We start from the raw sequence: 12,275 nt of genomic DNA on the forward strand, positions 1-12,275 counted from the left end.
GGGCTCTCCTCTCGGGAGGGAGGGTCAGTCGGGAACGAGGCCGGCGACCACCAGCGCCACCACCTGGGTACGCAGCGCGTCCTCATCGGGCAGGCCGCTCGGGTCGGCATCGCCGTGCCGGTGGCGCGCGAACCAGGTGACGCTCTCGGCGATCCAGCGCGCCGCCACGGCGGGCTCGGCGACCCGGCGCAGGCGTCCGGCCCGGGCGCGGCGCTCGAGGTAGCGCGCGAGGCGCTCGAAGAGGCTGCGCCGGGTCTCGAGGTAGTAGATCGTGAACAGCTCGGGGAGCTCGCGCGCGGAGCGCTCGATCACCGCCGCGGGCAGCCGCGAGCGCGCGATCCGGTCGTAGAGCTCGTCGACGATCGCGCCGAGCTCCGCGCGCGCGTCCCCCGTGCGGCGGCGCGCGAGCGCCGCGTCGAGCGCCGGCAGATGGAGCGCGCGCGCGATCGACTCGCGCAGGTGCTTCTCGGTGGCGCCGGGGGCGGGCGCCGGCACGGGCAGGCAGGGCGGCGTCGCGATCGGGCCCGGGTCGGCGCCGTGCACGACCAGCCAGTCGAAGAGCGCCTCCTTGCTCGCGAAGTAGGTGTAGAGCGCGCCGGTCGAGAGGCCCGCCGCGCGGGCCACGTCGCTCATGCGCGCGCGCCGCAGGCCCTGGCGGGCGAAGACCTGCAGCGCCGCGCGGCGCAGCGTCTCGAAGCGGTCGGCCGGGCGGAGGCGGGGCACGCTCGCATCGTATCTGAATGAACCATTCAGTCAATAACAAAGGCGCGCGTGCGGCTACGGTGCTCGCGGGGAGGGAGATGGGTATGGACCGGGTGCTGTTCGCGCCCCACGACGCGCGCCTCGCCGAGCGGCTCGGCCTCGACCCGGCCGCCGCCCCCGATCAACGAGCAGCTCGCGGCCGCGGGCGCGGCGCCGCTGCGCCTCGGGCTGATCCAGACGGGTGTCGCGGCGCTCGCGGCCGCCGCCCTCCAGCACTGGCGGCGGCCGGGCCTGCCGCGCGCGCCGCGGCCCGCACTCGCGAACGTCGAGCCGGCCGGCGCCGCCTGCGTGCTCGCGTCGGTGGCCACGGGACGGATCGTCACCGTGCCCGCCGGCGCCCACTCCTCGCGGATGGCCGGCCTCCACTGCGGGACGCCGTCGAGCGTGGCGTGGCCGGCGATGCCGCAGGGCATGGACGTGTTCGTCGCGGTCCCCGACGAGCGCGTCGTCGCCGCCATGGAGCTGGGAGCGCTGGGTGGGGCGCCCGCTGCCGCGCTAGCGTGCGCCCGATGGCGATCCGCTGCGAACGGCCCGCCGCCGCGCCGTACGTCGAGCTGGTGACGATCGACCGGCCCGAGGCGGCGAACGCGCTCGACCCCACGATGCTCGGCGCGCTGGCCGCCGCGTGGCGCCGGATCGCCGCGGACGACGGGGTGCGCTGCGTCGTGCTGACCGGGGCGGGCGAGCGGGCCTTCTGCGCCGGGATGGACCTGAAGACCACGATCCCGGCCTCGCAGCGCCTGGCGCGGGGCGAGCGCGTCGATCCCGCGGACTTCGCCGGCCTGCGCGACGCCGGGACCGCCGTGCTGGCCGGCTTCGACCTGGGCAAGCCGCTGGTGGTCGCCGTGAACGGCCACTGCCGGGCGGTGGGGCTCGACCTGATGCTCCAGAGCGAGCTGCGCTACGCCGCGCCGCACGCGACCTTCGCGCTCGAGGAGGTGGCGCGCGGGCTCTATCCCACCGGCAACGCCACGGTCCTCCTGCCGCGCCAGATCGGCTGGGTGCACGCGATGGAGCTGCTGCTGACGGCGCGCCCGATCGACGCCGCGCGCGCCGCCGCGATCGGGCTCGTAAACGAGGTGGTGGCGGCCCGCGAGCTGCTGCCACGCGCCCTCGAGGCCGCCGCCGTGATCGCGGCCAACGCGCCGCTCGCGGTGCGCGAGACCCGCCGCGGCGTGCGCGAGCTGCTCTCGCTCCCGCTCGACGAGGCCTGGCGGCGCCAGGAGGAGCTGGGGCGGCCGCTGCGCCGCACGGAGGACGCGGCGGAAGGCGCGCGCGCCTTCGTCGAGAAGCGCGCGCCGGTCTGGACGGGGCGCTGATGGCGGATCTCGCCGAGCGCCTGGCCGAGGTCCCGGCGCAGCTCGCCGCCGGCATCGCCGCGCACCACGTGCCGGGCGCCTCGCTCGCGGTGCTCGCGGACGAGCAGGTGTGGGCCGCGGCCGCTGGCCTGCTGAACGCGCGCACGGGGGTCGAGGCCACGCCCGACTCGGTGTTCCAGATGGGCTCGATCACCAAGGTGTGGACCACCACGCTGGTGATGCAGCTCGTCGACGAGGGTCGGCTGCAGCTCGCCGACCGCGTGGCCGACCTGCTGCCGGGCTTCACCCTGCGCGACCCGGCCGCGGCGCGCCGGATCACGGTCGAGCAGCTCCTCACCCACACGAGCGGCATCGATGGCGACCGGTTCCTGGACCTGGGCCGCGGCGCCGACGCCGTGGCGCGCTTCGTCGAGGCCTGCCGCACCTTCGAGCTGGTCCACCCGCCCGCCACGATGTGGTCGTACTGCAACGCGGGCTTCGTGCTGGCCGGGCGGATCGTGGAGCTCCTGCGCGGCGCCAGCTTCGACGAGGTCCTGCGCGAGCGTCTGGTCCGCCCGCTCGGGCTCGCCGCCACCGGCACGCTGCCCGAGCAGGCGATCCTGCACCGGGCGGCCGCGGGGCACCTCGTGGATCTCGCGACGGGTGCGACCGCGGTGACCCCGGTCTGGTCGCTCCAGCCCTCGAACGCGCCCGCCGGCGCCACCCCGTTCACGACCGCGACCGAGCTGCTCGCCTTCGCGGCCCTCCACCTCGACGGCGGGTCGGCCGGCGGGCAGCCGCTCCTCTCGTCCCGCGCGGTCGCCGACATGCAGCGCCGTCGCGCCACGCTCCCGCCCGGCTCGCTCGCCGACGCCTGGGGCCTGGGCTGGATGCTCCACGACTGGGAGGGCGGGCTCGCCATCGGGCACGGCGGCGTCACGATCGGGCAGCGCGCGTACCTGGTGGCCGTCCCGCACGCGCGGGTCGCGATCGCGCTGCTCACGAACGGCGGCGATGGCGACAGCCTCTTCTCCGCGCTCGCCGGCCCGCTCCTGCGTGCGCTCGCCGGCGTCACGCCCCGCGAGCTGCCGCCCGCCCGCGACGACGTCGCCGTCGACCCGGCCCGCTACGCGGGCGTCTACGAGCGCAGCGGCGCGCGCGTCGCCGTCGAGCCCGCCCCGGGCGGCGGGCTCCAGGCCCGCGTGCGCGCGCTGTGGGCCTCGCTCGACCCGAACGCGCCCCCGCTCGCGCTCCGGCCGGTCGCACCCGAGCTGTTCCGGATCGCGCTCCCCGCCTCACGCCGGGACACCGGCGCCGCCTTCCTGGATCCCGCCGGCACCGGGCGCCCGAGCTACCTGCTGCTCGCGGGGCGCGCGCACCCGCGCCTCTAGCCGGGGGCTCCGACCGTCCACGCCAGCACGAGCTGGGCCCCGAAGTAGAGGGGCAGGCCCCAGGCCTTGTTCCAGAAGCTCTTCTCGACGAAGCGCTGGCGCGCGACCGCGAGGTCGGAGAGGTAGAAGGCGAAGGCGCCGGCGAAGATCGCGGGCAGGCCGGCGTGGCCCACGGTGCCGGCCGCGCAGACCAGCATGCTCGAGATCACCGCCACGTAGGCCAGCACCGGGCGCCGCATCGAGGCGCTCACGTGGGGCAGCAGATAGCGCAGCGCGAGGAGGCCCAGCGCGAGCACCGCCACCATCGCGACCGCGACCGTGGCAAGGTCGAGGCCGCGCACCGCGAAGGCGAGCGTGTAGGCGACGTGCCCGAGCAGGAAGGCGACGAGGCCGGCCAGGAAGGCGCGCGGCTGCTCCTTCGGGATCAGCAGGACGTCGCCGGCCAGGGAGAGCACGAGGCCGATCAGGATCCAGGTGCCGTAGGGCGAAGCGAGGGCCCCGTTCGCCCAGGCGGCGCCGACGAAGCCCGCGGCCGCGATCGGCTTCGCGATCCAGACGCCGGGCTGCCAGGCGGCGCGTTCGGCGGCGAGCAGCGCGGCGGTGGCGGCGATCGTCACGAGCGCGTAGGGCAGCACCGCGGGCACTCTAGCCGCGCGCGCTCCGGCCGCACGCCGCCCGCTCGCGACCTGCTAGGCTGCCGCGCCCATGGGCACGATCGACCGGCTGCTCGAGATCATGGCGCGGCTGCGCGATCCCGAGCACGGCTGCCCCTGGGACGTCGAGCAGTCGTTCGCGACGATCGCGCCCTACACGATCGAGGAGGCCTACGAGGTCGACGACGCGATCCGCCGCGGCGACCTCCCGGCGCTGCGCGAGGAGCTCGGCGACCTGCTGCTCCAGGTGGTGTTCCACGCGCAGATGGCGCGCGAGGCCGGGCACTTCGACTTCGCCGGCGTCGTGGACGCGATCTGCGACAAGCTCGTGCGTCGCCATCCCCACGTGTTCGCCGACGCCGAGGTGAAGAGCGCCGCCGAGCAGCTCGAGGCCTGGGAGGAGCACAAGGCCAGCGAGCGGGCCGCGCAGGGCGGGGGAGACGCCGCGAGCGCGCTCGACGGCGTGGCGCTCGGCCTGCCCGCGCTCCTGCGCGCGCAGAAGCTCGCGCGGCGCGCCGCGCGAGCGGGCCTCGCGGGCGCGGCGCCGCCCACGCCCGAGGCCGCGTGGGAGGCGTTCCGCGCCGCGCCCGGGGACGCCGCGCGGGTGGGGACGCTGCTCTTCGCGCTGGCGCAGGCGGCCGGCGCGGCGGGCGTCGATGCCGAGCAGGCGCTGCGCGAGGCGATGGCCGGCTTCGAGGCGCAGGCGCGCGCGGAGGAGGGCGGCCGGGACGCGGACCCGTGAGCCGGCCCCCGCGCTCGCGCGCCCTGCGGACGACGAGCCCGCTCAGGGAGCTCCCAGGAACGAGACCACGGCCTCGGTGAAGGCGTCGTTGCGGTCACCGGCCACCATGTGACCGGCGTCGCTCACGTCCACGAAGCGCGCGCTCGGGGCGAGCGCCAGGAACTGGCGGGCGCCCTCCTCGGAGAGCAGGTCCGAGCGCTGGCCGCGCACGAGGAGCGTGGGCACCCGCAGCGCCCGCGCCGCGCGCTCGAGCCGGTTGCCGTCCTGGCCCGGGCGGGGGCCGCTGCCGGGCTCGAGGAAGGCCGGGTCCCAGTGCCAGCGGAAGCGGCCGTCGGGGCCCTGGCGGAGGTTGCGCGCGAGGCCCGAGAGGTCGCGCGGGCGCTTGCGGTGGGGCAGGTAGGCGGCGATCACGTCCGCCGCCGCGTCGAGGCTCGCGAAGCCCTCGGGATGCGCCTTCATGAACCCGATGATGCGCAGCGCGCCCTCGCGCTCGATCCGGACGGCGATGTCCACGAGCACGAGCGAGCGGCAGATCGGCTCCGGCGCTTCGCCCTCGGCGAGCAGCGCCGTGATCCCGCCGAGCGACGCGCCGACCAGCGCCGGCCGCCGGCCGAGGTGCGCGACGCAGGCGTGCAGGTCGGCGACGAAGGCCTCGGGCGAGTAGTCGCGGTCGGGCGCCCAGCCGCTGTCGCCGTGGCCGCGCAGGTCGAGCGCGACCGCCTGCCAGCCCGCGCGCGCGAGCGCCTCGGCCGTGCCGCCCCACGCGTGGCGGGTCTGTCCCCCGCCGTGGAGCAGGATCACGGGCGGCGCCGCGGGATCGCCCCAGACGTCGGCGGCCAGGGCCAGACCCCGGTGGCCCGTGATCCGGAGCGGGCGGGGCCCGGGCACGTCCGAGGTCGAGGTCGAGCTCGAGGTCGGATCCTGCTCCGTCGCTGCCGCCAAGGCGCCGCCTCCGCCGGCAGGGCTCGATAGCCCGGCCGGCGCCGGCGCGCCAATCCGAGGCGACGGCCGCCGCCGGACCTCCGCCGCCACGGGGTAGCATGCGCGCGCGATGGCCCACGACCTCGTGATCCGAGGCGCCGCTCTCTGCGACGGAACCGGCGCCGGGCGCGCGCTCCGGCGCGGGCGCTGAGCCGCGGTGCTCTGGGTCCTGCTCGCGCTCGCGGCGGCGGCGCTCCAGGCCACGCGCAACGCGTTCTCGCGCGAGCTCGTCGGGCACGTCTCGCCCGCGCTCACCGCCTGGTCGCGCTTCGCCTTCCACCTGCCCTTCGCGAGCGCGCTCGCGGGGGCGCTCGCCTGGCGCGCGGGCTGGCCCGCGCCCTCACCGGCCTTCCTCGGCTGGGCCGCGGGCGGCGCGCTTGCCCAGGTGCTCGGCAACGTCGCCCTGGTGGGCGCCTTCCAGGTGGCGTCCTTCTCGCAGTCGGTGGCCCTCCACAAGCTCGAGGTGGTGTTCGGCGCGCTGCTCGGGATCGCGCTCTTCGGCGAGGTGCCGAGCGCCATCGGCTGGGGCGGGATCCTGCTCTCGACGGCCGGTGTGTTCCTGATGAACCTCGCCCGGCCGGGTGCGCCCGCCCGCGCCGGCTGGACGCGGGCCTTCCACTTCGACCGCGGCACGCTCTACGCGCTCCTGTGCGGGGTGTGCTTCGCCCTGGCGAGCTTCCTGTTCAAGGAGGCGATCGAGGCGCTGCTCGCGCGCAATCCGGCGCTCGGGCCGGGCCGCTTCCGGGCGGCTGCGCACACGGTCTTCTGGGTCGCCTGGATCCAGGTGGCGCTCCTGACGCCGGCGATCGCCTGGATGCGCCCCGGCGAGCTCGGCCGCGTGCCGGCCCTGTGGCGCCCGATGCTCGCGATCGGGCTCAGCGGCTTCCTCGGCACGCTCTGCTGGTTCTGGGCCTTCGGGCTCGCGCTGGTCGCCTACGTGCGCGCCGTCGGGCAGGTGGAGGCGGTCCTCTCGATCGCGATCGCGGCGCTCTGGTTCCGCGAGCACGGCCTGCGCCGGCAGCTCCCGGCCGTGGCCACGATCGCCGGCGGCGTCGCGCTCGTGCTGCTCGGCTGCGGGCCGGCCGCACCGCCGCCGGCGCCGCCCGATCCCGCGCTCGCCGCCCGGGCCGCCGCGCTCCACCGCGATGCGCTCGTCCTGGACGGCCACAACGACGTCCCGACCTGGATCCTCGACTACGGCTTCGACCTCGCGATGGACGGCGCCGCGCCGGGCCTGCGTCCGGCCTGGCACACCTGGCTGTTCGGCTGGCTATCGCCGGCGCCGCGCGGCGACGAGATCGCCACCCACACCGATCTCGCGCGCCTGCGCGCCGGCGGCGTCGACGCCCTGTGGCTCTCGATCTTCGTGCACAGCGACTACGTGCCGCGCGGGCCCCAGGAGGCCGGCCGTGCCACGGCGCGCGCGCTGGCGATGATCGATGCGGTCGAGGAACAGCTGCGCCGTCACCCGGGCCAGCTCGCGCTGGCGCGCACGGCCGACGAGGTACGCGCGGTCGTCGCGTCGGGTCGGATTGCGGCGCTGCTCGGGCTCGAGGGCGGACACGCGATCGAACACTCGCTGGCCACCCTGCGCGCCTTCCACGCGCGCGGCGTCCGCTACATGACGCTCACCTGGAGCAACAAGAACGACTGGGCCGATTCGTCGACCGACGAGGCCCGCCACGGCGGCCTCACCGGCTTCGGCCGCGAGGTGGTGCGCGAGATGAACCGGCTCGGGATCCTGGTCGACGTCTCGCACGTGTCGGACGGGACGCTCGCGGACGTGCTGGCGACCACCCGGGCGCCGGTGATCGCCTCGCACTCGAGCGCGCGCGCGCTGGCCGACCACCCGCGCAACCTGCGCGACGAGCAGCTCCGCGCGATCGCCCGCAACGGCGGCGTCGTGATGGTCAACTTCGCCGACATCTTCATCGACCCGCACAAGGTGCGGGGCTGGGAGCTGGCGGCGCGCTGGGTCGCCGGCCTGAGCCGGCCCGTGACGCCGCTGTCGCTGCTGGCCGACCACGTCGAGCACGTGGCGCGGGTGGCGGGTGCCGACCACGTCGGGCTCGGCTCGGACTTCGACGGTGCGCCCTGGTTCCCGGCGGGCCTCGAGGACGTGAGCGGCTACCCGGCGCTCACCCTCGAGCTGCTGCGCCGCGGCTGGTCCGAGGGCGACCTGCGCAAGCTCCTCGGCGGGAACGCGCTGCGCGTGCTGGCGCACGCCGAGGCCGTGGCGGCGGGGGCGCCCGCCGGGGCGCCCGAGGACTAGAGCCCATCGCGTGGCCCCGGAGCGGGCTCTAGGGCGTTCGCGGGTCGAGGCGGATCGGGACCGCGTCGTCGCGGCCGAAGAGGGCACCGATGTAGGCGTCGGCCCAGCCGTACTTCGCGCGCATCAGGTCGTTGATGCGCGAGCGCGCGCCCACCTCGGGGACGGCGTGCACCGCGAGCGTCTCCTCGCCCCGCACCACCTCGGCGTCGGGGCGCTCCTCGAGCAGGGCGAGCCAGCGCGAGCCGGGGTCTCCCGCGCGCAGCCAGGCGTGGCTGCCGTCGTCGACGATCCACAGGCGCGTCTCGTGGGGGATGCCGGCGGCGTCGCTGAGGCGCAGCACGACGACCTCGCCGCTCTCGGCGGCCACGATCTCGAGGGCGCCCACGGCGAGCACGACGACCAGCAGGGCGACGGCGAGGCGGACCACGATCCGGAGCATCTCGAGCCTCCCGGGCGGAAGCGGCCCGAGGATACGCCCGGTCGCGTGCCTCCGGCGAGAGCGGCCGCGCGCTCGACGCGCGCCCGCCCGAAATGTAACGTGTTTCAAATCGAGTGCGGGAGGCGAGGACGGCGTGGCAGCGCGCGCGCAGGCGGGCGGGCTGGTGGCGGGCAAGGCGGCGCTGGTGACCGGCGCGGCCTCCGGCATCGGGCGCGCCACCGCGCTCGCGCTCGCGCGCGAGGGCGCCGCGGTGCTGGTCTCGGATCGCGACGGCGAGGGCGCCGAGCGGGTCGCCGCGGAGATCGGGGGGCAGGGCGGCCGTGCGCGTGCCGCGCGCTGCGACGTGACGCGGGCCGGCGAGGTCGAGACGATGGTGCGGGCCGCCCTCGACGCCTTCGGCGGGCGCCTCGACTGCGCCGTGAACAACGCCGGGATCACGGCGCCGGGCGGCCTCGTGCACGACATCGACCCGGCCGACTGGGAGCGCCAGCTCGCCGTGAACCTGACCGGCACCTTCCTGTGCCTGCGGGCCGAGCTGCCGGTGATGCGGGCGCAGCGCGCGGGCTCGATCGTGAACGTGGCGTCCGGCGCGGGCCTCATCGGGGCGCCCGGGCTCGCCCACTACTGCGCGTCCAAGCACGGGCTGCTCGGGCTCACCCGGACGGCGGCCCTCGAGAACGCCGCGCTCGGCGTGCGCGTGAACGCGCTCTGCCCGGGCGCGACCGACACACCGATGCTGCGCGCGGCCATGGACCGCTCGGAGGACACGCGCCGGATGATCCTGGCGAGCCTCCCGTCCGGCCGGCTCGGCACGCCCGGGGAGGTGGCCGAGGCGGCCGTCTGGCTGTGCTCGGAGCGCGCCTCCTACGTGAGCGGCGAGTCGCTGCTCGTGGACGGCGGCGCCCTGGCGCGCTGAAGGCTTCGACGACGAGAGGAGGTCCCATGCAGCGTTTCGAGGAGAAGGTGGTCCTGATCACGGGCGCGGCCTCGGGCATCGGCCGCGCCTGCGCCCTGCGGCTCGCGGAGGAGGGCGCCCGGCTCGCGCTCTCCGACATCCAGGCCGAGGCGCTGGAGGGGGTCGCCAAGGAGGCGCGCGAGCGCGGCGCCGAGGTGGACACGCGCCGGCTCGACGTCGCGGACGAAGCGCAGGTGCGCGCGGCCGTCGCGGCCGCGGTCGATCGCTTCGGGCGCCTCGACGTGGCCTGCAACGTGGCCGGGATCCTGCGCTTCGACCACACCCACGAGCTGGCGCTCGCCGGCTGGAGCCGGCTCCTCGCGGTGAACCTGACCGGCACCTTCCTGGTCTGCCGCGAGGCGCTCCCGCACCTGCTCGCGACGCGCGGCAACGTCGTCAACGTCGCCTCGACCGCCGGGATGCGCGGGCACCCCTGGACGGCGGCCTACTCCGCCTCCAAGGGCGGGATGATCGCGCTCACCGCGACGATCGCCGTCGAGTACTCGAAGCAGGGGGTGCGCGCCAACGCGATCTGCCCGGGCAGCATCGAGACGCCGATCACCCAGGCCTTCCGCATCCCGGAGGGCGCCGATCCGAAGCTCGTGCGGCGCATGATGCCGCTCACCGGCTTCGCCGGTCCGGAGAAGGTGGCGAGCGCGGTGGCCTTCGTCGCCTCCGAGGAGGGCTCGCACATCACCGGCGAGACGATCCGCATCGACGGCGGCGCGCTCTCGTGAGCGGGCTCCTCGCCGGCCGCGTCGCGGTGGTGTCGGGGGTCGGGCCCGGGCTCGGCCGGGAGGTCGCGCGGGCGCTCGCGCGCGAAGGCGCCGACCTGGTGCTGGCCGCGCGTACCGCAGCGCGGCTCGGCGAGGTGGCGGCCGAGGTCCGCGCGGCCGGCCGGCGCGTGCTCGAGGTGCCGGCCGACGTCGCCGACGCCGGCGCCTGCGAGCAGCTCGCGGCGCGGGCGCGCGCCGCGTACGGGCGCATCGACGTGCTCGTGAACAACGCCTTCGAGATGGGGCCCATGAAGCCGCTCGTCGAGGCCAGTCCGGACGAGCTGCTCCAGCCGATCCGCGTGAACCTGATCGGCGCGCTCCAGCTCACGCGCGCCGTGCTCCCCGCGATGCGCGCGCAGGGCCGGGGCTCGATCGTGATGGTCAACTCGATGGTGATCCGCGACGTGCTGCCGAACATGGGCCCCTACGCGGCGTCGAAGGCGGCGCTCCTGGCGGCCACCCAGGGGCTGGCCCGCGAGCTCGGCCCCGAGGGCATCCGCGTGAACTCGGTGATGCCCGGCTACATCTGGGGCCCGAACCTCCAGGCCTACTTCGCCGCGCAGGCGGAGCAGCGAGGGACGACCCCGCAGGCGATCTACGACGAGACGGCCGCCGCGACCGCGCTGCGCCACCTGCCGACCCCCGAGGAGATCGCCGACGCGGTCGTGTTCTTCGCCTCGGACCTCGCACGCGTGGTGACGGGCCAGTCGCTCGACGTGAACGGCGGCCACGTCCTCCACTGAGCGCGTGCCGGCCCGCGGCGCCGCGCCGGCGATCTGCTACCTCCGGGGCCATGACCGAGGACCCCGCGGCGCGGGCCGCGCCCGCGTTCGAGCTGCCCGATCTCGACCGCCTCGACCTCGCCCAGCTCCAGCGGCGGCGCGGCGAGAAGTGGCGGCTCCATCCGCCCGACGTGCTGCCGGCCTGGGTCGCCGAGATGGACTTCCCGCTGGCCGCCCCGGTCCGCCGCGTCGTCGAGGAGGCGCTCGCCCTCGAGGACCTCGGCTACCCGCTGAACCCGCGCCCGCCCGACCTGCCGGCGGTCTTCGCCGCGCGCATGGCGGAGCGCTTCGGCTGGCGCATCGACCCGCGGCAGGTGGAGGTGCTGACCGACGTCGTGCAGGGCCTCTACGTCGCGCTCGACCGCTTCAGCGCGCCCGGCGAGGGCGTGGTCGTGCAGACGCCCGTCTACCCGCCGTTCCTCCAGGCCGTGCGCGACATGGGCCGGCGGCTCGTCGAGAACCCGCTGGTCGAGGGTGCGGCGCGCTTCGAGATGGATCTCGAGGGCCTCGGCGCGGCCGTGGATCCCGCCACACGGGTGCTCCTCCTGTGCAATCCGCAGAACCCGACCGGCCGGGCCTTCGAGCGCGGCGAGCTCGCGGCGCTGGCCGAGCTCGCGCTGCGCCACGACTGGGTGGTGGTGTCCGACGAGATCCACGCCGATCTCGTCTACGAAGGGTCGCAGCACGTACCCTTCGCGACCCTCGCGCCCGAGGTCGAGGCGCGCACGATCACGCTCACCTCGGCCACCAAGGCCTTCAACATCCCGGGCCTGCGCTGCGCGGTCGCCCACTTCGGGAGCGCGGAGCTCGCGGCGCGCTTCCGCTCGCTGCCCCGCCATCTCCGGGGCGGCATCGGCTCGCTCGGGCTCGCGGCCACGGCCGCGGCCTGGAGCGAGGGCCAGCCCTGGCTCGACCACGTGCTGCGCACGCTCGCGCGCAACCGCGATCTGGTCGCGGGGTTCGTCGCGCGCGAGCTGCCCGGCGTGCGCCACCACCCGCCCGAGGCGAGCTACCTCGCCTGGCTCGACTGCCGCGCGCTCGCGCTCGGCCCCTCGCCGCAGCGCTTCTTCCTGGAGCACGCGCGGGTGGGACTCTCCCCCGGCGAGGCCTTCGGCGGGCCCGGCGCGGGCTTCGTGCGGCTCAACTTCGCCACCTCGCGGGCGCTGCTCGGCGAGATCCTGGAGCGGATGGCCAAGGCGTTGCGCCAGCGCGGCGCGTGATACC

At 76.3% G+C, this 12,275-nt stretch carries 13 protein-coding genes; 8 read left to right on the forward strand and 5 right to left on the reverse strand.

Going from position 1 to position 12,275, the window contains the following annotated elements; all coding sequences use genetic code 11:
- Positions 1–24 precede the first annotated feature (24 nt).
- A complete protein-coding gene (locus OZ948_03585) occupies positions 25–723 on the reverse strand; it encodes a helix-turn-helix domain containing protein (GenBank protein ID MEB2343803.1) in 699 nt (232 codons plus the stop codon).
- 26 nt (positions 724–749) lie between these two features.
- Entirely contained in the window at positions 750–1,175 is a 426-nt protein-coding gene (locus tag OZ948_03590; protein ID MEB2343804.1) for a hypothetical protein, read from the reverse strand.
- 96 nt (positions 1,176–1,271) lie between these two features.
- Here OZ948_03590 and OZ948_03595 point away from each other — a divergent pair, with 96 nt between their 5' ends.
- Entirely contained in the window at positions 1,272–2,081 is an 810-nt protein-coding gene (locus tag OZ948_03595) for an enoyl-CoA hydratase-related protein (protein ID MEB2343805.1), read from the forward strand.
- Positions 2,081–3,451, forward strand: a complete 1,371-nt coding sequence (locus OZ948_03600) for a serine hydrolase (GenBank protein ID MEB2343806.1) — start codon at positions 2,081–2,083, stop codon at positions 3,449–3,451. The genes OZ948_03595 and OZ948_03600 overlap by 1 nt, the downstream gene beginning before the upstream one ends.
- Here the strand turns inward: OZ948_03600 and OZ948_03605 are convergent.
- Entirely contained in the window at positions 3,448–4,086 is a 639-nt protein-coding gene (locus tag OZ948_03605) for a lysoplasmalogenase (GenBank protein MEB2343807.1), read from the reverse strand. The genes OZ948_03600 and OZ948_03605 overlap by 4 nt on opposite strands.
- A 70-nt stretch (positions 4,087–4,156) precedes the next feature.
- Between OZ948_03605 and mazG the strand changes: the two genes are divergently transcribed.
- A complete protein-coding gene (mazG, locus tag OZ948_03610; protein ID MEB2343808.1) occupies positions 4,157–4,846 on the forward strand; it encodes a nucleoside triphosphate pyrophosphohydrolase in 690 nt (229 codons plus the stop codon).
- A gap of 42 nt (positions 4,847–4,888) precedes the next feature.
- Here the strand turns inward: mazG and OZ948_03615 are convergent, their stop codons facing one another.
- On the reverse strand, positions 4,889–5,788 hold the full coding sequence (locus OZ948_03615) for an alpha/beta hydrolase (GenBank protein MEB2343809.1): 900 nt from the start codon (positions 5,786–5,788) through the stop codon (positions 4,889–4,891).
- Between the two features lie 196 nt (positions 5,789–5,984).
- Between OZ948_03615 and OZ948_03620 the strand changes: the two genes are divergently transcribed.
- The gene (locus tag OZ948_03620; GenBank protein ID MEB2343810.1) at positions 5,985–8,099 is read left to right on the forward strand and encodes a membrane dipeptidase; all 2,115 of its coding nucleotides are present in this window, start codon (positions 5,985–5,987) and stop codon (positions 8,097–8,099) included.
- 28 nt (positions 8,100–8,127) lie between these two features.
- Here the strand turns inward: OZ948_03620 and OZ948_03625 are convergent, their stop codons facing one another.
- Positions 8,128–8,538 carry a hypothetical protein gene (locus OZ948_03625; protein ID MEB2343811.1) on the reverse strand — a complete coding sequence of 137 codons (411 nt, stop codon included), beginning with the start codon at positions 8,536–8,538 and terminating at the stop codon, positions 8,128–8,130.
- A gap of 133 nt (positions 8,539–8,671) precedes the next feature.
- Between OZ948_03625 and OZ948_03630 the strand changes: the two genes are divergently transcribed.
- From OZ948_03630 to OZ948_03645, 4 genes are read left to right on the forward strand one after another with little or no spacing between them, the layout of a single operon-like run.
- Positions 8,672–9,454 carry an SDR family NAD(P)-dependent oxidoreductase gene (locus OZ948_03630; protein ID MEB2343812.1) on the forward strand — a complete coding sequence of 261 codons (783 nt, stop codon included), beginning with the start codon at positions 8,672–8,674 and terminating at the stop codon, positions 9,452–9,454.
- A gap of 26 nt (positions 9,455–9,480) precedes the next feature.
- On the forward strand, positions 9,481–10,230 hold the full coding sequence (locus OZ948_03635) for an SDR family NAD(P)-dependent oxidoreductase (GenBank protein ID MEB2343813.1): 750 nt from the start codon (positions 9,481–9,483) through the stop codon (positions 10,228–10,230).
- Positions 10,227–11,012 (forward strand): SDR family oxidoreductase, encoded by a 786-nt coding sequence (locus OZ948_03640; GenBank protein ID MEB2343814.1) that lies wholly within the window; start codon positions 10,227–10,229, stop codon positions 11,010–11,012. Before OZ948_03635 ends, OZ948_03640 begins: the two co-directional genes overlap by 4 nt.
- Before the next feature lie 50 nt (positions 11,013–11,062).
- Positions 11,063–12,271, forward strand: coding sequence for a pyridoxal phosphate-dependent aminotransferase (locus OZ948_03645; protein MEB2343815.1), 1,209 nt, complete (start codon positions 11,063–11,065; stop codon positions 12,269–12,271).
- Positions 12,272–12,275: the final 4 nt, after the last annotated feature.

The organism is Deltaproteobacteria bacterium (genome assembly GCA_035063765.1).
Taxonomy (GTDB): Bacteria; Myxococcota_A; UBA9160; order UBA9160; family PR03; genus CAADGG01.